We start from the raw sequence: 20,051 nt of genomic DNA on the forward strand, positions 1-20,051 counted from the left end.
CCTATATCGATCGAATTTACAAGAACAACTGATTAGACAGATCGATGCCTTTATTCTAAGTTTTCTGGGGAGATTAGAACAAATTCGCCGAGATATCGCAGAGAGCAGAATGATCGGGCGGTTCAGATCCCTGTTTGCGCATTGGACCCGCGGCATAAGGCGACGGTTGGCGGGCGATCGCTATCATCCTGAAGAGCACTACATGCGCGGCCCCGGACCGAGGACACGTGCCAAATCCGTTGGCCGTACAGGCACCCCCGGATCATGATGCACAGACCGCCGCGCGGCGCGAATTCGGCACCATCGCAGCGCCCGCTTGCCGACACGCGCGCACCGGATGAAGGCGATGGCGTCGACACCTCGCCTGACGTTTCCGACAGCATTGCCAAGACCACCTGCTACATGTGCGCCTGCCGCTGCGGCATCGACGTGCACATCAAGGATGGCAAGGTCCGCTACATCAACGGCAACAAGGACCATCCGGTCAATCGGGGCGTGATCTGCGGCAAGGGCAGCTCCGGCATCATGCAGCACTACAGCCCGGCAAGGCTGAGGAAGCCATTGCTGCGCACCGGTCCGCGCGGCTTTGGCGAGTTCCGGGAAATCGAGTGGAAAGAGGCGTTTTCGATCGCGACGGAGCGGCTGTCGAACATCCGCCGGACCGACCCCAAGAAATTGGCCTTCTTCACCGGCCGCGACCAATCCCAATCCTTGACCGGCTGGTGGGCAAGCCAGTTCGGCACTCCGAACTTCGCCGCCCACGGCGGCTTCTGTTCGGTCAACATGGCGGCGGGGGGCCTCTACACGATTGGCGGCTCGTTCTGGGAGTTCGGCGAACCGGACTGGGACAACACCAAGTACTTCATGTTGTTCGGGGTCGCCGAGGATCACGATTCCAACCCGATCAAGATCGGTCTCGGCAAGCTCAAGGCGCGCGGCGCCAAAGTCGTCTCGATCAATCCGTGCCGGACCGGCTACAATGCGATCGCCGACGACTGGATCGGCATCCGGCCCGGCACCGACGGACTGTTCGTGTTCGCGCTTATCCATGAATTGCTCAGGGCGGGCCGCGTCGATCTCGATTATTTGCTGCGCTACACCAACGCTCACGTCCTCGTCATCCAGGAGCCGGGTGCGGCCGATGACGGGCTGTTCGTCCGCGATGCCGAGGGCAATCCGCTGGCCTGGGACAGGATGGCGAAGACACCGGTCAGCGCCACCGATGCCAGCGCGAGACCGGCGCTGACCGGCAGCTTCACGATCGACGGACGCCACTGCGTTCCGGTGTTCCAGTTGATCGCCGACCGCTACCTCGATGAGAGTTATGCACCGGACGCGGTCGCCGAGCGCTGCGGCATTGCCGCCGATACGATCCGCAGGATCGCCGCCGAACTCGCGCATGTCGCCTTCGAACAGACGATCGAGCTGCCGATCGCCTGGACCGACTGGGCCGGGCGCCGGCACGAGACGATCAAGGGGCGGCCTGTCTCGATGCACGCCATGCGCGGCATCTCGGCTCATTCGAACGGTTTTCATACCTGCCGCGCCATCCATTTGCTTCAGGTGCTGCTGGGCACGGTGGATGTGCCGGGCGGCTTCCGCTTCAAGCCGCCCTATCCCCGCTCCGCACCGCCCGGTCCGAAGCCGGCCGGCAAGACCATCAAGCCGATGACGCCGCTTGACGGCATGCCGCTTGGTTTCGTCTGTGGGCCGGACGACCTGCTGGTCGATGAGGCCGGTACGCCGACCCGTATCGACAAGGCCTATTCCTGGGACGCGCCGCTGGCGGCGCATGGCCTGATGCATACCGTCATCCGCAACGCCTGGGCCGGCGATCCCTACAGGATCGACACGTTGATGATGTACATGTCGAACATGGCGTGGAATTCCTCGATGAACACCGTCGAGACCATGGCCATGCTGACCGACCATGATGACGCGGGCGACTACAAGATCCCCTTCATCATTTATTCCGATGCCTATTATTCCGAGACCGTGCCGTTTGCCGACCTCGTCCTGCCGGATACGACCTATCTCGAGCGGCATGACTGCATCAGCCTGCTCGACCGGCCGATCAGCCATGCCGACGGACCGGGCGATGCCATCCGCCATCCCGTCGTCGAGCCGGACCGCGATGTCCGGCCGTTCCAGTCGGTGCTGATCGAACTCGGCGCCCGGCTCGGCCTGCCCGGTTTCGTCGATGAGGATGGCACGGCCAAGTACCGCGACTATGCCGACTACATCGTCAACCATGAGCGCACATCAGGCATCGGCCCGCTCGCGGGCTGGCGCGGCAAGGATGGGACCTCGATCGGCAGGGGTGAGGCCAACCCGGACCAGTTGCAACGCTACATCGACAATGGCGGCTTCTGGCATCACGATTTCGCTGACGACCAGCGCTACTACAAGATGGCCAATCGCTCCTATCTCGACTTCGCCGTGCAGATGGGCTTCATCCCCAAGGCGGAGCCAATCGTCTTCCAGCTCTATTGCGAGCCAATGCAGCGCTTCCGTCTTGCCGCGCGCGGTCATGGCCGCGCCTTGCCGCCCGAGGGCGATCGCCAGCGCATCGAGACCTACATGGACCCGCTGCCCTTCTGGTACATGCCCTTCGAAGAAGCAGCCGTCGACCTCGAAAAATATCCGCTGCACGCGCTGACGCAGAGGCCCATGCACATGTACCATTCGTGGGGGTCGCAGAATGCGTGGCTGAGACAGATCACCAGCCAGAACCGGCTGTTCGTGCATCAGCGGACGGCAGCAGATCTAGGTCTTGTCGATGACGACTGGGTGTGGATCGAAAGCATCAACGGCAGAGTGAAGGGACAGATCAAGCTGATCGACGGGGTGAACGAAAGCACGGTCTGGACCTGGAACGCCATCGGCAAGCGGCGCGGCAGCTGGGGGCTGAAGGACGACGCGGCCGAATCCAATCGCGGTTTCCTGCTCAATCATATCATCGGCGACCAGACTTCCGCCGATGCTCAGGGCAAGCGCTATTCAAACTCCGATCCGGTCACCGGCCAGGCGGCATGGTTCGATCTGCGCGTGCGCATCGTCAAATGCGCGGCCGAGGAAGCCGGCTTCACCGAGCCGCAGTTCGAGCGTTTTCAGCAGCCCCCGCATTTCGAACCCTCGCCCGACAAGCTGACCTTCGGTGCTGAATTCCGCCGGGCAAGAGAGGTGGCCGAATGACTTGTCTGCCCAGTCAAAGCGGCAAGAAACTAGGGCTAGTCATCGATCTCGACACCTGCGTCGGCTGCCAGGCCTGCGTCACCGCCTGCAAGGAGTGGAACACCGGCGGCCACATGGCGCCGCTGACCGACATCGACCCTTATGGCGGCCATGTCGACGGCGTCTGGTTCAACCGTGTTCACAGCTACGAGCACACCACCGAGATGGGCGGACGCACGGTCAACTTCCCGCGCTCCTGCCTGCATTGCGAGACGCCGGCCTGCGTCACCGTCTGCCCGACCGGCGCCTCCTACAAGCGGGCTTCAGACGGCATCGTGCTGATCGACGAGGACAAGTGCATCGGCTGTAAATTGTGTAGCTGGGCCTGCCCCTATGGGGCGCGCGAATTCGACACCGATGTCGGCGTCATGAAGAAGTGCACGCTGTGCGTCGATCGCATCTATAACGACAATCTGGCCGAGGAAGACCGTGTGCCGGCCTGCGTCGCAGCTTGCCCGACCAGCGCTCGGCATTTTGGCGACCTGGGTGATCCCCTGTCGGCTGTCTCGCAACTGGTGGCGGAGCGTGGCGGCGTCGACCTGATGCCGGAGCTCGGCTACCGCCCGACCAACAAATACCTGCCGCCGCGCGCCCATACCACGCGTGCCGCTTCGGTGGCCGCGCCGGCCCTCGAACCGGTGCGGGCCGAAGGCGGCTTCCTCGGCTGGGTCGACCGCATGCTTTCGAACTGATCATGCATCCAGCCTTCTCGGTCGTCTTCTTCACCACCGCCACCGGCGCCGGCTATGGGCTGCTCGCGCTGCTGGGCGTGCTCGGAGGATTCCAGATCATTCCACCCGATTTCTGGCTGGGCTTCATCGGCATGGGCCTGGCGCTCGGCCTGATCGCGGCGGGGCTGTTGTCCTCGACCGGCCACCTCGGCAGGCCCGAACGGGCTTGGCGGGCCTTCTCGCAGTGGCGCAGTTCGTGGCTGTCGCGTGAAGGCGTCGCCTCGGTCATAACCTTCATTCCCGCGGGGCTGTTCGGCATCGGCTGGGTGTTTTTCGGCAAGACCGGCGGCTGGGTCGGCATGGCGGGATTGCTGGCGGCCATCGGCGCGGTCGTCACCGTCTGCACCACGGGAATGATCTATGCGTCACTAAAGCCGATCGCCCAATGGCACAGCCGGTTCACGCTGCCAGCTTACCTCATCTTCTCGGCAATGACCGGTAGCGTGCTGCTGAACGCGCTGCTGCAGGGATTTGATCTTGGTTCGATAACCCTTCTGGTGGCTTCCATACTGCTGACTCTGCTCGGCTGGGGCTGGAAGCTGGCGACCTGGCGCTACAATGACGCGCTGGAGATTTCGACCACCGCCAACACCGCGACTGGACTTTCCGGCGGCACGGTGCGGTCGCTGGAATGGCCGCATACCGAGGAAAACTACCTGCTTAAGGAGATGGGCTTTCGCATCGCACGCAAACACAGCGTGCGGCTGCGCCAGATCGCACAGGGTCTGGCCTTTGCCTTCCCCGTCCTGCTGCTCGCGGCTACTTTCGCCCTGCCCTGGCCCTTCGCAGCGGCGCTGTCGGTGCTCGCCGCGATCGTGCAGTTCGCCGGCATGCTGGTCGAACGCTGGCTGTTCTTCGCCGAGGCGAAGCACACCGTCACTTTATATTACGGGCGGTAGAGACTACCGGCGGAAACACGCCTCAGCCAGGCCTCAGCATTGAGCGGGATATCGCAAAAATGCGGTCCGCGCCGAGCATGTAGGCCATCAGAGTATCCAGCCGGAACAGCCCGGCATAGGCGCGGTCGAGCACGTTGAGGGAGCCGGTATAGGCGCCGAAGGCCGGCATGATCATGCGGCCGCCATCCCCGGCAAAGCAGCGCCGCCGCACCGAACGGCCCCGCTGCACGATGCGAGCGCATGGATGCAGGTGGCCCGCTATTTCGCCCTCGACGCGCACCTTCGACGGCTCGTGCCGGAACAGCAGCGAGCCAATGGCGAGTTCGCGCACCGTTTCGCCCTGCAGGTCGGCGGGCGCTTCCGGATCGTGATTGCCGGCAACCCAGAACCAGTCGCGGCCTGACATCAGCGCCTCCAGCCGCTCGCGAAAGCTCGCATGCATGCGTCCGGCGCCGCCGCCATCGTGAAAACTATCGCCCAGGCTGATGACGATGGATGGCTGATAGTCAGCGATCACGGCCTGCAATCTCAGCAAGGTTGCGCCGGTGTCGTAAGGCGGAATCAGCGTGCCGCGCCTTGCCAGCGACGAACCCTTTTCCAGATGCAGGTCGGACACGGCCAGAAGCCTGAACTCGGGAAAATAGAGCACACCGCGCGGATCGCAGACGGCGCGCTCGCCGGCGATGCCGACAAGGTCGGCCTCGCCGATCAGCGATGTGCGCGCCAGCGAAAAATTCATTCCTCGACCATCCCCGGCCCCATTGCCTCCTCGACCAATGTCGCCGCATCCATAAGCAGCGTTTCATCGGCCTCGCCGTTCACCGGCATCTTGCCGATCTCAAGCATGATCGGCACGGCAAGCGGCGAAATCTGTTCAAGCGCCTTATGCACGATTCGACCTTGGATGCGCGAGAGCATGTCGGCAAGTCTGCTGACATCGAGCAGACCGGTCGCCGCATCCGCACGTGTCGCCTGCAGCAGGATGTGGTCCGGCTCATGGCTGCGCAGCACATCGTAAATGAGGTCAGTCGACACGGTGACCTGGCGGCCACTCTTTTCCTGGCCCGGATGGCGTTTTTCGATCAATCCCGAAATCAGCGCGCAGTTGCGGAAGGTGCGCTTGAGAAGCCAGCTGTCGGCCAGCCAGGCTTCGAGGTCATCGCCCAGCATATCCTGGTCGAAGAGTGCGCTGAGCGAAGGCTTCCGAGCTTTGAACATCGAGCCCATGTCGCCCAGTGACCATATCGCCAGTGCATAGTCAGTGGCGACAAAGCCGAGCGGCCTGGCTCCCGTCCTGTCGAGCCGGCGGGTGAGCAGCATGCCGAGCGTCTGGTGCGCTAGCCTGCCCTCGAACGGGTAGGCCACGAGATAATGGCGATTGCCGCGCGGAAAGGTCTCGATCAGCAGGTCGTGGCGTTTGGGCAGCACCGATTTGTCGGCCTGGAACCGCAGCCAATCGCCCACCTGCTCCGGAAGCTTCTTCCATCGCTGCGGGTCGTCCAGCATGATGCGGACCTGTTCAGCGAGATAGGTCGAAAGCGGGAACTTGCCGCCGCCATAATAGGGCACCTTGGCATCGCTGCCGGGCGCGTTCGACACGAAGCATTCATTCTCGCGAATGCCTTCGAAGCGCAGCACCTTGCCGGCAAACATGAACGTGTCGCCATGCGTCAGCGTTTCGAGGAAGGCTTCCTCGATCTTGCCGAGAACCCGGCCGCCGCGCGAAGCCGCGCCTTTGCTGCCGGCCTTGATGTAACGCACGTTGAGGGCCGGCACCTCGATGATGGTGCCGACATTCAACCTGTATTGCTGGGCAATGCGCGGATTGGACACGCGCCACAACCCATCCTTGTTTAGCCGGATGCGGGCATAGCGCTCATAATTCTTCAGCGCATAGCCGCCGGTGGCGACGAAGTCCACGACACGGTCGAATGTCGACCGATCGAGGCTGACATAGGGCGCGGCTGTTCGCACTTCCTCGAACAGATCATCGGCACGGAACGGCGCGCCGCAGGCGCAGCCCAGCACATGCTGGGCCAGCACATCGAGGCCGCCATCGATCAGCGGCGGTGTGTCCTGGGCGCCGAGATAATTGGCGTCGAGGGCAGCCCGGCACTCCAGCACCTCGAAACGATTGGCTGGGATGAGGATCGCCTTGGACGGCTCGTCCATGCGGTGGTTGGCGCGGCCAATGCGCTGCGCCAGCCGGCTTGCCCCTTTCGGCGCGCCGACATGCACGACCAGGTCGACATCGCCCCAGTCGATGCCGAGGTCGAGCGTCGAGGTGGCGACGATGGCACGCAGCGCATTCTCGCCCATCGCCTTCTCGACGCGCCGGCGCTGCGCAACGTCGAGCGAGCCGTGATGCAACGCGATCGGCAAGGTATCCTCATTGACCCGCCACAATTCCTGGAACAGCAGCTCCGCCTGGCTGCGGGTGTTGACGAACAACAGGGTCGTCTTGTGGCGCTTGATCTCGTGGTAAATCTCCGGCGTGGCGTAGCGCGCCGAATGCCCCGCCCACGGCACGCGCTCTTCCGAATCGAGGATGGAGATCTCCGGCTTCGCGCCGCCCGTGACGACGATCAATTCGGCCATCCCCGGGCTTGTCGACTCTTTGGGTGGATTCTGGCTGACCAGCCAGCGCCGCAACTCGTCCGGCTCGGCCACCGTCGCCGATAGCCCGATCGTCTGCAGGCCAGGGACAAAGCTGCGCAACCGCGCCAGCCCGAGCGCCAGCAGATGTCCGCGTTTCGACGTCACCAGTGAATGCAATTCGTCGAGCACGACGTAGCGCAGGTCCTCAAAGAAGCGCCTTGCATCGCCTGCTGCGATCAGCAGCGCCAGTTGCTCGGGCGTGGTTAGCAGAATATCGGGCGGCACCAGTTTCTGGCGCTGGCGCTTGTGCCCGGGGGTGTCGCCGGTGCGCGTCTCGATGGTGACGGGCAGCCCGATCTCCTCCACCGGCTTGCCGAGGTTGCGCTCGATATCGACGGCAAGCGCCTTCAGTGGCGAGATATAGAGCGTGTGGATGCCGCGATGCGCCTGGCCCGGCTTTCGCCTTGGCCGGTTCGCAAGTTCAGTCAGCGAGGGCAGGAACCCGGCCAACGTCTTGCCGGCGCCAGTCGGGGCGATCAGCAGGACCGACTGTCCGGCCTGGGCCTTCGACAGAAGTTCAATCTGATGGGCGCGCGGCGACCAGCCCTTTTCGCCAAACCATCGGATGAATGGTTCGGGCAGGGCGACGGTGGCATTCTGTTCGGCAAGGCGCGGCTGCTCTGTCACCTGCCAGAGGTAGCGCGACGGCAGTCAATCGCCAAGAAGAATCGGAACAAAAGGGGATCGTTCGTTCCTACGGCCGCCGAAACCCGGTCGGACCGCCATAGAGGTAGCCGATGCGGGCGACGGCATCCTTCAGTCCCTCGCGCGACACCAGCATGGTGTGGCCGTTGGCGTGGATCATGGTGTCGGCATCGGTCATAACGGCGACATGGCCCTTCCAGAACACCAGGTCGCCCCGCCGCAACCCTGAGAAATCAGGTCCCGGTTCCAGCGGCCCGCCGAGCGTCGTCGCCTGCATGTCGGTATCGCGCAGCACGTTCCTGCCGGCCATGCGCATCGCCAGTTGCACCAGGCCCGAACAATCGATGCCGAAGCCGGAAGTGCCGCCCCAGAGATAGGGTGTGCCGAGAAACATCTCAGCCACCGAAACGTAATCGGTGGCCACGTCACCGAGAGGCCGCAGATGACCTGCTATCAACGCTTCGCCGGAGGGCAGAACGGCATAGTGGGTGCCGCGTGTCTCGGCCGCATCCGTCACTGTCACCGTCGATCCCATCGACAATTGTCCTGAGATCGGAAACCGCAAATCGGGTCCAGGATAGAGAAAAGTGCGTGGTGCCGAGACGATGTGCGTGGGCGCATGTTCCCGCCCGCCCAGCATGGTATCGGCGACATAGCCGACATAGCCGTCACGTTCCGCCTGGACCCAGGCCCAGCCCTCAGCGACCTCGAAGACCAGGACATCGTCGCCGAACAGGGCTTGCGTGTTGACGCCGGCATCCGGCCGCGGCGCCTTGCGGATATCGGCCACGGCTGCAGTGATCCGCGCCGGCCGACCGGCAACGAAGCGGTCTGCGGCGACTTCGCCCTTCAGCCGTGCATCGGCGAGGTCGGAACGGAAAGCGTGAAGGCGGGCATCCCTGGCAGTCAAATCGGCAACTCTGAAATTAGATGGGTAACTCATGGGCCTTGGCGATGATATCATCGCCGAAGCGCTCGACAAAGAGAGCGCCCTCGACCGTGCGTCTGATCAGCACATTTCGCTTGTCGAGTTCGTCGCGATGGCGCGATACCAGTTTCAATGCGCCCATCGTGTCAAGCGCGCGCGTAATCACCGGCTTGGTGACGTTGAGGCGGGCAGCTAGCCCACGCACGGTATGTGGCGGCGGGTCGAGATAGATTGTGAACAGGATCGCGGTCTGGCGCATGGTCAGATCGGGTGCATCGTTGCGCACTTGCGACAGCATCACTTGCTGCCACAGTCGCAAGGCCTGGCTCGGGCGCATCGCAATCGACATCGCGCCAGCATGACAGCAAATTGTTTCGGTTCCGTTTCAGTTTCCGTAATTTGCCCGCTCTGCCTAACTCTATCAGCCAAAGCGCTTCGAGATGAGCCGCTCAAGCGCGCGGATGCCTTGTGCCTCGCCGCCAGCAGGACCATGCGGGCGGTCAGCAGGGTTCCAGGCGAAGATGTCGAAATGCGCCCAGGCCACAGTCTTTTCGACAAAGCGCTTCAGGAATAGTGCCGCCGTGATCGAGCCGGCAAAACCGTCCGCGGTGACATTGTTGATGTCGGCGATCTTCGACGACAGCTTTGAATCGTAAGGCCGCCATAATGGCATCCGCCACAGCGGATCCTCGACCGCAACAGAAGCCGCCGCGAGGTCGAATGCGAGCGTTTCGTCGCCGGTATAGAATGGTGGCAGGTCGGGACCGAGCGCGACACGGGCAGCCCCGGTCAGTGTCGCCATGTCGACCAGAAGCTGCGGCTCCTCCTCGTCGGCCAGCGCCAGCGCATCGGCGAGCACCAGCCGTCCCTCGGCGTCCGTGTTGCCGATCTCGACTGACATGCCCTTGCGGCTCGTCAGCACGTCGCCGGGCCGGAAGGCGTTGCCGGCAATCGAATTCTCGACCGCGGGAATGAGCACGCGCAGGCGCACATCCAGCCCTGCAGCCATGATCATCGAGGCCAGGCCAAGCACGTTGGCGGCACCGCCCATATCCTTCTTCATCAAAAGCATGCCGGACGACGGCTTGATGTCGAGACCGCCAGTATCGAAACAGACACCCTTGCCGACCAGCGTCACCTTCGGCGCGCCTTGCTGCCCCCAACGCATGTCGATCAGGCGCGGCGCGGCGGTCGACGCGCGGCCGACGGCGTGGATCATCGGGAAGTTCTGATCGAGAAGATCGTCGCCCTTGACCACCGAGACGTCGGCCTTGTGCCTGTCGGCAAGGGTCCGCACCGCCTTCTCCAGGTCTTCCGGGCCCATATCGCTGGTCGGCGTGTTGACCAGATCGCGGACCAGGAAAACGCCATCGACAATACGGCGAACCCGCCCGGTATCGACGCCGGCCGGCAGGCCGAAGCGCAGCGCCTTGCCAGGTTTCTTGCCATAGCGGGTGAAGACGTAGCCGCCGAGCATCAGCGCGATTGCAACGAGTTCCGGCTCGACCGGCGTCGAGGCGAAATGCCAGTCGCCTTCCGGAAGGGCTTTCGACAGCCCGCCCAGGGCGAGCGCGCCTTCGCCATCGCCGATACCGAAGAGGGCGCCGCCGAGCGCTCCTTTTTCGCCAGGCACGACCAGCGTCCTGCCTGCCTCGCCGGAAAAGCCATTGGCTCTTGCCCAGGCGACGGCCGCTGGCGCAAGACCGGCTGCGTCCAGACCGTCGCTGGCGACCAGATAGACCGGCAATGCGCCCGGCAATTTCTTCTCGACGAGTTCGACAGGCATTCGACGGTCTCCTGGTGTGGGCGCGCCCCGAGTCGGCGTTCTTAACTGTCCGTTAGGGTTAACAGAATATTTCTGCGAGAGGGAAGACGGCCACGCAATGGCCGCGCATGAATGGAGGCTTAGGTAGCCATGCCGACCAACAGCACGATCAATGCCAGGGGAAAGCGGCTCATCACCACGGCCCTTGCGCTGGCGCTCGCGGCGGGCGTCGCCGGTTGCGGAACCGACAAGCTCTCCACCGGCTCGATCGGGCGCACCGGAGGCAAACCGTTGGAACTCATGTCGGCCGGAGAACTGCACAATGCCACCGGCGCCCTTGGCCAATCCTACGCCAGGAACCCCAACGACAAGCGGATAGCGACCAATTATGCGGCGGCACTGCAGATGGATGGTGACGCCGACCAGTCGCTCGCCGTGATGCGCAAGCTGGCGATCGCTCTGCCGAAGGATCGTGACGTGCTTGCCGCCTATGGCAAGGCGCTGGCGGCCAACGGCCAGTTCGAGGCGGCGCTTGACGCCGTACGCCGCGCTCAGACACCGGAATATCCCGACTGGAGGCTGGTGTCGGCCGAAGCGGCCATTCTCGACCAGACCGGCCAGAAGGATAATGCGCGCCAGCTTTACCGCAAGGCGCTCGAACTCAAGCCGAACGAGCCTTCGGTGCTCTCCAACCTTGGCATGTCCTATGTGCTGGAAGGGGACCTGCGCACCGCCGAAACCTACATGCGCTCGGCCGCGCAGCAGCCCAATGCGGACAGCCGGGTCCGCCAGAACCTGGCGCTGGTCGTCGGGCTGCAAGGCCGTTTCGACGAGGCCGAGAAGATCGCCCGACAGGAACTCTCGCCTGAGCAGGCGCAGGCCAACGTCGCCTATCTCAGGCAGATGCTGGCACAGCAGAATGCCTGGAGCCAGCTCAAGGATCAGGACAAGTCAAAGTCCGCGACTAACTGAAACAACAATCCGCAAGGAAGTTGAATGAAAAAGGCCGCGCTGCATCCAGCGCGGCTTTTTCACATGTCGTACAGGGATTTGCCGCGCTGCTACTGAGATGCTGCCGGCGCCGGATGATCTCCGAAGATGCCGCGCTGACTGACCTGAATGCCGGCGGGGCCCAGAATGATGGCGAAAAGCACAGGCAGGAAAAACAGGATCATCGGCACGGTGAGCTTTGGCGGCAAGGCGGCGGCCTTCTTCTCGGCCGCATTCATGCGCATGTCGCGACTTTCGGCGGCAAGCACGCGTAGCGCATGCGCCACCGGCGTGCCGTAACGCTCGGCCTGGACGAGTGCCTGCGACACCGACTTGACCGAATCCAGTCCGGTGCGACTTGCCAGGTTCTCGTAGGCCTGCTTGCGCTCCGGCAGATAGGAAAGCTCGGCATTGGTGAGGATGAATTCTTCCGCCAGCGGCACCGATTGCGCGCCGATCTCATCGGCGACCTTGCGCAGCGCTGCTTCCACCGACATGCCCGATTCGACGCAGATCAGCATCAGATCGAGCCCATCCGGCCATGCCATCTGGATTGACTGCTTGCGCTTGGTGGCACGGTTGTTGACATAGACGACCGGTGCGTAGAAGCCGCCATACGCAACGAGGATACAGACGAACAGCCGGATGACCAATGGCTTGTCGGGCAACGCCCCGAGCACGAAGATGTAGATTGTGGCCAGCGCAAAGCCGACAAAAGGAAGTACCAGACGGAAGAAAAGAAACCGCGTCAGCGGATTCTGGCCCCGAAACCCGGCCACTTTAAGTTTCTGCAACGTGCCCTCGTCGGCGAGCGCGCGCCTCAGATCCAACCGGTCGACAATGTTGCGCATGCCAACAGACTGTTCCTCGCGCAGGCCCTTGCGACGGCGATCCGCCTCGACGGCAAGCCGGGCGCGCTGTTTGGCACGCAATTCGTCGCGTTCCAGCGCAACGGTTTTCATGCGTGACTTGAGCTGGTTTCCGCCAAACGCCGGCAGCAAGGTGAAGAAGGTCGCAAACACCGCTATTCCGACCAGCAGCGCGATCAGGAAGCTTGGATCCGTCAGGGTTTTGACAACTTGCTCGGTCATGCCAGCATCCTAGACTTCGAAGTTCATCATCTTGCGCATCACCAGGATGCCGATCGACATCCAGACCCCAGCGCAACCAAGGATCAGATTTCCGACGCTGGTGGTGAAAAGCGGCATCAGGTAGGCCGGGCTCGACAGGTAGACGAGAAAGGCGACGATGAAGGGCAGCGCACCGATGATCGCGGCGGACGCCTTGGCTTCCATCGACAGCGCCTGCACCTTGGCCTTCATCTTCTTGCGATCGCGAAGCACGCGCGAAAGATTGCCCAGCGCCTCGGAGAGATTGCCACCGGCCTGCGACTGAATCTGGATGACGATGCCGAAGAAACCCGCCTCCGTGCAAGGCATGGTTTCGGGCATGCGCAAGGTTGCGTCGGGGATCGAGAGGCCCATCTGCTGTGAATCGACGATGCGACGAAACTCGGCCTTTACAGGCTCGGGCGATTCGTTGGCGATCAGGCGCACGGCATCGTTCAGCGGCAGGCCGGATTTGACCGCGCGCACGATGATGTCGAGCGCGTTTGGAAATTCGTTGAGGAATGCCTTGACCCGACGCGCGCGACGAAACGAGACGAACCAGCGCGGCAGGCCGAGCGCCCCGGCCAGCAGCACGCCAGGCAAGGCGAGCTTCGGCGCTCCGGCCACAAAGGCGGCCATGGTCAAAACGAGGCCGCATACGGCGGAATATACATAGAAGCGCTCTACCGTGGTCTTCAGGCCGGCCTGGCGGAGTTGGACCTTCAGCGGCGGTTTCTTGACGGCGCTGTCCTTGGTTCTCTGCTTTGCGTCGAGCTCGTTGAGTGAATCCTGAACCGACTTGCGCCGCTTGGTGGCTTCCGCCGCGCGATCGCGCGAGGCCTTGACGACCGAGCGATCCGTCTCGGCGGTCCTGATCGTTTCGAGCCGCTTGCCGACCTGTTTCTCGTTGCTGATCCGAGTGAACAGAAATGCATAGGCGACGGCGCCGGCGCTGAAGCCGGCGAGTACGACAAACGCCAGTACTGTGCCGTCAAATCCAAACATTGGCTCGAACCCTTACGCCCCAAGATGCGTCAGTCAGCGCGTTTCTCCATCGCCTCGAGCGCAATGGCGAGGCGCTGCTCCTCGCCATAGTAGCGGGCACGGTCCCAGAAGTGCGGACGACCGATGCCGGTCGATACATGTTCTCCCAGCAGCCTGCCATTGGCGTCCTCGCCCTTGATGTTGTAGAGGACGATATCCTGAGTAATGATGACGTCGCCCTCCATCCCGATCACCTCGGTGATGTGGGTGATGCGGCGCGATCCGTCGCGCAGGCGTGCCGCCTGGATGATCACGTCGATGGAGCCGACGACGATTTCGCGCACTGTCTTCTGCGGCAGCGAATAGCCGCCCATGGCGATCATGGATTCGATACGGTTCAGGCATTCGCGTGGGCTGTTCGAGTGGATCGTTCCCATCGAGCCGTCATGGCCGGTATTCATCGCCTGCAGAAGGTCGAACACTTCGGGTCCGCGCACTTCGCCGACGATGATGCGCTCGGGCCGCATGCGCAGGCAGTTCTTGACCAGGTCGCGCATCGTCACTTCACCCTCGCCCTCCAGATTGGGCGGGCGGGTTTCAAGGCGCACGACGTGCGGCTGCTGCAATTGCAGCTCGGCCGAGTCCTCGCAGGTGATGACGCGCTCCTCGCGGTCGATATAGTTGGTCAGGCAGTTTAGCAGCGTCGTCTTGCCCGAGCCGGTACCGCCCGAGATGACGATGTTGCAGCGAACCCGACTGATGATCTTGAGAACTTCGGCGCCCTGCGGCGAGATCGCGCCGAACTTGACCAGCTGATCGAGCGTCAGCTTGTCTTTCTTGAATTTGCGGATGGTGAGCGTGGCACCGTCGATGGAGAGCGGCGGCGCGATGACGTTGACGCGTGAGCCGTCGGGAAGGCGGGCGTCGCAGATCGGGCTGGACTCGTCGACACGACGGCCAACCTGGCTGACGATCCGCTGGCAGATGTTGAGCAGCTGCTGGTTGTCACGGAAGCGAACGCCGGTCTGTTCGACCTTGCCGTTGACTTCGATGTACACGTTCCTGGAGCCATTGACCATGATATCGGCGATGTCGTCGCGGGCGAGCAGCGGCTCGAGCGGCCCATAGCCGAGCACATCGTTGCAGATGTCCTCGAGCAGTTCCTCCTGCTCGGCGATCGTCATCGCGAAATTCTTGATCGCGATGATGTCGTTGACGATATCGCGGATTTCCTCGCGCGCGCTTTCAGGATCAAGCTTGGAAAGTTGCGACAGGTCGATGGTGTCGATAAGCGCGGAGAAGACCTGGCTCTTGGTGTCGTAATAAGTCTCGCTCTTTTCGCGCTGTGCCCGCTTCGGCTCAGGCGCTAATGGCGGCGCCTCGACCGCACGGCGCGCTGGCGGCGCGACAGGTGCGCTTGGCGCAGCCGCAGGCCTGGCCAGAACCGCCGTGTCCGTGGAACTTGCAGCCGGCGGCGCAACAGGCGCTGGTGCTGGCGGGCGAAATTCCGGCGTGAACCGGTTGCCGTCGTCGCTGCCTCTTTTACCAAACATGATCGACTACCGATTCCACTGCTGAAGCGTCACTTCTTGTTGCGCGAAAGCTTGCCGAGCAAATTGCCAAGCCCGGCCTTCTTCTTGGCCTTGATTTCGCTGCGCCCGGTCAGCACATGCGCCATTTCGTTGATCATTGCGACAACCGGGTTCTTGGCATCCATTTCGCCGAGCATGCGTCCGTTGTTGGCGGCATTGCCGAAGAGCAACGGATCAAAACCAATGACCGACATTGCCGACAGGCCGAGCGGCTCGGCGAAATCGGACGGCGAAATCTCCGGGCGCTTCGGGACGCCGGCCTGGTTGATGATCAGCTTCGGCGGCGGATCGTTGGGACGAAGCCGCTTCAGCATGTCGACGAGGTTCTTGGTGTTGCGCAGATTGGCCAGTTCCGGCGTCGCCGTGATGACGATCTCATCGGCCTTGATCAGGGTGTTCTTGGTCCAGCCCGTCCAGACATGGGGAACATCGAGAACCAAAAGCGGCACGCTGCGCTGAGCGGTGTCAACGAGCTGCGTGAAGGCCTCGGGATCGAAATCATAGACCCGATCGAGTGTCGAAGGCGCTGCCAGCAGCGACAAATGCTCGGCGCATTGAGTCAGCAGCCGGTCAAGATAGACTTCATCGATACGCTCCGGCGAAAACACCGCCTCGGCGATGCCTTGCGCCGGATCCTGGTCGAAGTTGATGTTGGCCGTGCCGAAAGCCAGATCGAGATCGGCAACGACCACTTCGGATTTGAACAGGGTCGACATCGCCCAGGCGACATTATGGGCAATCGTCGAGGAGCCGACACCACCCTTGGCGCCAACAAAGGCGATCGAGCGGCCGAGCGGCTCGGCTTCCGGATCGATGAAGATCGACGATATCACGCTGACGATGTCGGCCATCGACACCGGCGCGATCACATATTCGGAAATGCCGTTGCGGATGAGTTCGCGGTAGAGGCCGACATCATTGTAATGACCGATCACCACCACCTTCGAGGTCGGATCGCAATATTCCGAAAGCTGGGCGAGTTGCTCCAGCAATTGCTTCGGTTCGCTGCGCGATTCCAGCAGGATCAGGTTGGGCGTCGGCGCCGATTGGTAGAATTCTATTGCGGTGGGGACGCCGCCCATATGGACCTTGAGATGCGCCTTCGTCATGCGGCGGTCCTCGCCGGCGCGCTCGACCGGATTGGCAACGCCCTCGGTCTCGCAGAATGCCTGGATCGAGATGCGCGGGATCGGCCGCAATGCCTGCATCGCGGCAATGTCCTGCTGCGAGGTATCGCTGCCATCCACCGGGGCATCGTAGGCAAGATTGCTCATCGTCATGCTCTTTTCCGTGGCCTGTTCAATCCGAGACTGGCGGCTCAGTACGTCACTTCCGAATTGCCGAGGAACTCGTCCGAAATGCCTCTTGCACGATAGACATCGATCACCGCGCCGCGATTTTCAGCATCGATTGTGGAGGGCTTGCGCGGGCCGAGCAGATCGGCCGGATTGGCCATCTGGGCGGCAAGATTGTTCTGATAGGAGCAGCCGAAATCGGCATAATGCTTGTTTTCCGACGTATTGACGAGATCGTCGGGCCAGCGTCCGCATTTGTCGGTCTGGGCTCTCACCGAGATATAGGAGACGCGAACCGGGGCGGATGTCTCGCTCGACCCGGCCTGATAGGCGACCACGACGATGCGGTTGCGCTTGATGCCGCTGGCGACTGCGAGCCTGGCGAAATCACGGCCGGCCGCCGTCGCGGCAACCTCGTTGGCCGAGCCGCTCGGAACCTGGATCGTCAGCGTCGGGGCGGCGCTCTTGTCATAGCCGTCGAGAAAGCCAAGAAGCGTATCGCGCTGCGAGCCGGTCATGCCGCGGTCACCGGCCCCGACAGGCAGGTCGATCTTCTGGTTCTTCTCCGCGATCACGATTGGATGGTTGGTGCGATAGTCATCCGGGATGGCGCCGACCGTGATGCTGTCGCGATGGGCGCAGCCGGCAAGCAGCGCCGCCATTGCAACCGCCACGACCGGAACGGCTCGCCGGCTGACCTGCGAACTGCCAAAGCGCATCCTTGTGGCGATGGTGCTTGCCTTCAATGCTGACTGAGACATGTCCGCTTCCCCGCTTACTTGTAGATGAAGCCGACGACGCCGTGGTAGCGGCCGTTGGGCTTGTCGGTCTGCATGGTGCCGTAGACGCGATTGACGCGGCCGAGGAACATGGCGGCGCCGTCGCTGGCGGCGTTGAAATTGTCGTCTGGCTTGGCAAGGTCGTTGCGGGCGACCGGTTTCACCAGATAGGGCGTGATGATGATGACGAGCTCGGTCTCGTTGCGCACGAAATCCCTGCTGCGGAAGAGCGCGCCGAGCACCGGGATTTTTGTCAGCCCGGGCAAGCCGTTGACGGCTTGCCTGACATCGTCGCGAACCAGGCCGGCGATCATCATGGAGCCACCAGATGGCAGTTCCACCGTGGTGTCGGCGAGACGCTTGCGAAGCGAAAGGGCGTTCATGCCGGCGCTCGCCACGCCTTCGGACAACGATACGGATCCCTCGGTTGTTGGTTCGGAAACGGAGGTTCGGACTTTCAGGCTTATGCGGCCGGGAGACAACACCACCGGCTGGAATTCCAGGCCGATGCCGTACTCGATCTTTTCGACAGTGTAGGTCTTCAACCCAGTCTGGTTGTCGGTGGATACCTTCTGGTCGACGTTTGACACCATGTTGTATTCACCACCGACCTTGAAGGTCGCCTTCTCGCCGGAAACCGCGGTCAGGGTCGGCTCCGCCAAGGTCTTCATGACCCCGGACTGCTCCATGGCGTTGACATAAGCCTGCAGCCCCGACGCGCCGATCTGAAAGCCCGAGTTCGACAGCTGCTTGCCGAGACCCATGAAATTATCGCTGATCGCGCCGTAGCTGATGCCGTTGCTGCCACCGCTGCCGACCATGTTGACGCCGAGCTGCTTCATCACCGAACGGCTGACTTCGGCCACCGTCACCTTCAGCGTGACCTGATCGTCGCCGATGATCTGGAGTAGGTTCACGATCTTGCTGGTGCGGCGCTCCTGGTCCGGATTGTTGATGTCAACACCGCTCTGGGCCGAACCGCCGGCCGCCGTCTGCGAATATTGGCCCGTCGTCGCTTCACCGCCCGAAACGAAGATCGTCGCCAGGTCGACCGCGCGTTTTGCGTCCAGCGGCGTATCGACCGTTCCGGTCAGGACGACGTTGTCATTGAGCAGTTCCACCTTGATGGCCGACGTTGGGAGGAAGCGCCTGATATAATCCTCAAGGCCGGCAACGTCGCGTTCGACGGCCAGATCCAGACTGACGATCTGCTCGCCATTCGGGCCGAAGACAAAGATGTTCGTCTCGCCAACCGCCTTGCCGAACAAGTAGATGCGCCTTGCGGTGCGGGTCACCGCATCGGCCACCGCCGGGTTGGCGACGAGAATGTCATAGGCATCGCTCGGCAAATCGATGACCACCGACTTGTTGAGACCGAGCTTGACGCGCTGGGTGGCCGTCGATGCCGTGACCTGAGCGTTCTTTGCCTCGACAATGCTGCCTTGCACATTCGTTCCGACGAGCAGCAGGCCGAATGCCGCGGCTACAATTGCCGGCAGTTTACCACTTAGCCTCATTTCCTTGCCCCTACCTCGGAAACTTCGCCCGACTTGATCAGCCTCACCGTTCCCCTGCGGCCATTGCCGGAAACGAGATAGTCGGCCTCACCCAGATTCTTTTCCTGCGTGTCCGCGACTGCCCGCAGCGCCAGGGTCAAGCGATCGGCCATTTGTTGGGCAACGGTGATGATCTCTGCCTGCTTGGGCGTCAGTTCCAGCGTGGCCGTCTGGCCCACCCTGGTTTTCTTGCCTTCCTCATCCTCCTGAATGGTCTGGTCGATGGCCAGGACGCGGATGTTCTTGAGGATGGTCTCGGTGTTGAAACCGGCGCCAGCGGCGCTGGCATCGGCCCTGCGGGTCATGATGACATCGACGAAATCGTTCGGAAGAATGAAGCCGCCGGCCGACGTGTCGGCCGAGATAGCCGTGGCGACCGCCCGCATGCCGGAAGGCAGGATCGACGACATGAAGCTCTGCCCCTCGCCGATCAGCTTGGAACGCCGCAGAGGCTCTCCGGCATACATCGCCACACGGGCAACGGAACTCTTCAGCTTCTCCAACGCCTCGGGCTCAGCGGCGCGGGTGATGAAATTCGCATTGACGCCGTCGGCGGGCCAGGATTGCCAGGCGATGTTGCTCTCGATCGGGCTGCCCATCGGAACGTCGCCCGAAAGCACAAGCACATCCTGCAGAGCCACCGCAGGGGCCTGAGGGCCGGATTCGACGACGACCTGGGGCGGCGGTGCCACCATGTTTTTCGCGACATAGCCCGCGCCACCCGCCGCGGCCACCGCCACGCTCAGAATTATCAATCGCGATGCTGGCATCTGTCCGAACCCTTGCCCTGGCAAACCACGTAGCCAAGCCGGACTTTGCAGCGGCAATCGTCAAAACAAGGTTAATGTAATGCTTACGATCGTGATTAATTTAAGGTTTACATAAA

At 62.5% G+C, this 20,051-nt stretch carries 16 protein-coding genes; 4 read left to right on the forward strand and 12 right to left on the reverse strand.

Annotated features, from left to right (window positions below; all coding sequences use genetic code 11):
- Positions 1-264: 264 nt before the first annotated feature.
- Genes NKI20_RS10690 through NKI20_RS10700 form a run of 3 tightly spaced genes read left to right on the forward strand, consistent with a single transcriptional unit; the run spans position 265 to position 4,864 of the window.
- Positions 265-3,195: a molybdopterin oxidoreductase family protein gene (locus NKI20_RS10690; protein ID WP_352830413.1), complete on the forward strand. Its 2,931-nt coding sequence runs from the start codon at positions 265-267 to the stop codon at positions 3,193-3,195.
- The gene (locus NKI20_RS10695; protein ID WP_136619626.1) at positions 3,192-3,926 is read left to right on the forward strand and encodes a 4Fe-4S dicluster domain-containing protein; all 735 of its coding nucleotides are present in this window, start codon (positions 3,192-3,194) and stop codon (positions 3,924-3,926) included. Before NKI20_RS10690 ends, NKI20_RS10695 begins: the two co-directional genes overlap by 4 nt.
- A 2-nt stretch (positions 3,927-3,928) precedes the next feature.
- Complete coding sequence (locus tag NKI20_RS10700) at positions 3,929-4,864, forward strand: dimethyl sulfoxide reductase anchor subunit family protein (protein ID WP_352830416.1); 936 nt, start codon at positions 3,929-3,931, stop codon at positions 4,862-4,864.
- A gap of 22 nt (positions 4,865-4,886) precedes the next feature.
- On the opposite strand, the gene pdeM is transcribed toward NKI20_RS10700, so the two are convergent.
- The 5 genes from pdeM to NKI20_RS10725 all read right to left on the reverse strand — a co-directional run bounded on the left by pdeM (position 4,887) and on the right by NKI20_RS10725 (position 10,881).
- Positions 4,887-5,603 carry a ligase-associated DNA damage response endonuclease PdeM gene (gene pdeM, locus NKI20_RS10705; RefSeq protein ID WP_352830418.1) on the reverse strand — a complete coding sequence of 239 codons (717 nt, stop codon included), beginning with the start codon at positions 5,601-5,603 and terminating at the stop codon, positions 4,887-4,889.
- Positions 5,600-8,149 (reverse strand): ligase-associated DNA damage response DEXH box helicase, encoded by a 2,550-nt coding sequence (locus NKI20_RS10710; RefSeq protein WP_352830421.1) that lies wholly within the window; start codon positions 8,147-8,149, stop codon positions 5,600-5,602. The genes pdeM and NKI20_RS10710 overlap by 4 nt, the downstream gene beginning before the upstream one ends.
- 67 nt (positions 8,150-8,216) lie before the next feature.
- Positions 8,217-9,077 carry a C40 family peptidase gene (locus tag NKI20_RS10715; protein ID WP_352830424.1) on the reverse strand — a complete coding sequence of 287 codons (861 nt, stop codon included), beginning with the start codon at positions 9,075-9,077 and terminating at the stop codon, positions 8,217-8,219.
- Positions 9,078-9,093: 16 nt separating this feature from the next.
- Entirely contained in the window at positions 9,094-9,444 is a 351-nt protein-coding gene (locus tag NKI20_RS10720) for a MarR family winged helix-turn-helix transcriptional regulator (RefSeq protein ID WP_023758079.1), read from the reverse strand.
- A 72-nt stretch (positions 9,445-9,516) separates the two neighbouring features.
- Positions 9,517-10,881 carry a leucyl aminopeptidase family protein gene (locus NKI20_RS10725; RefSeq protein ID WP_352830427.1) on the reverse strand — a complete coding sequence of 455 codons (1,365 nt, stop codon included), beginning with the start codon at positions 10,879-10,881 and terminating at the stop codon, positions 9,517-9,519.
- Between the two features lie 129 nt (positions 10,882-11,010).
- Between NKI20_RS10725 and NKI20_RS10730 the strand changes: the two genes are divergently transcribed.
- A complete protein-coding gene (locus NKI20_RS10730) occupies positions 11,011-11,832 on the forward strand; it encodes a tetratricopeptide repeat protein (RefSeq protein ID WP_352830430.1) in 822 nt (273 codons plus the stop codon).
- Between the two features lie 89 nt (positions 11,833-11,921).
- Here NKI20_RS10730 and NKI20_RS10735 read toward each other — a convergent pair whose 3' ends face one another.
- From NKI20_RS10735 to cpaB, 7 genes are read right to left on the reverse strand one after another with little or no spacing between them, the layout of a single operon-like run.
- Complete coding sequence (locus NKI20_RS10735) at positions 11,922-12,941, reverse strand: type II secretion system F family protein (protein WP_352601386.1); 1,020 nt, start codon at positions 12,939-12,941, stop codon at positions 11,922-11,924.
- A gap of 9 nt (positions 12,942-12,950) precedes the next feature.
- Positions 12,951-13,964, reverse strand: coding sequence for a type II secretion system F family protein (locus NKI20_RS10740; RefSeq protein WP_023758083.1), 1,014 nt, complete (start codon positions 13,962-13,964; stop codon positions 12,951-12,953).
- A 29-nt stretch (positions 13,965-13,993) separates the two neighbouring features.
- Positions 13,994-15,496: a TadA family conjugal transfer-associated ATPase gene (locus tag NKI20_RS10745; protein ID WP_352727012.1), complete on the reverse strand. Its 1,503-nt coding sequence runs from the start codon at positions 15,494-15,496 to the stop codon at positions 13,994-13,996.
- Positions 15,497-15,525: 29 nt separating this feature from the next.
- Positions 15,526-16,815, reverse strand: coding sequence for a CpaE/TadZ family protein (locus NKI20_RS10750; RefSeq protein WP_352830434.1), 1,290 nt, complete (start codon positions 16,813-16,815; stop codon positions 15,526-15,528).
- Positions 16,816-16,853: 38 nt separating this feature from the next.
- On the reverse strand, positions 16,854-17,591 hold the full coding sequence (locus NKI20_RS10755; RefSeq protein WP_352830437.1) for a CpaD family pilus assembly protein: 738 nt from the start codon (positions 17,589-17,591) through the stop codon (positions 16,854-16,856).
- A gap of 14 nt (positions 17,592-17,605) precedes the next feature.
- Positions 17,606-19,126, reverse strand: coding sequence for a type II and III secretion system protein family protein (locus NKI20_RS10760; protein WP_352830439.1), 1,521 nt, complete (start codon positions 19,124-19,126; stop codon positions 17,606-17,608).
- On the reverse strand, positions 19,123-19,935 hold the full coding sequence (gene cpaB / locus NKI20_RS10765) for a Flp pilus assembly protein CpaB (RefSeq protein ID WP_023758088.1): 813 nt from the start codon (positions 19,933-19,935) through the stop codon (positions 19,123-19,125). Before cpaB ends, NKI20_RS10760 begins: the two co-directional genes overlap by 4 nt.
- Positions 19,936-20,051: the final 116 nt, after the last annotated feature.

Source organism: Mesorhizobium sp. M0830, assembly GCF_040319965.1.
In the GTDB taxonomy this organism is placed as follows: Bacteria; Pseudomonadota; Alphaproteobacteria; order Rhizobiales; family Rhizobiaceae; genus Mesorhizobium.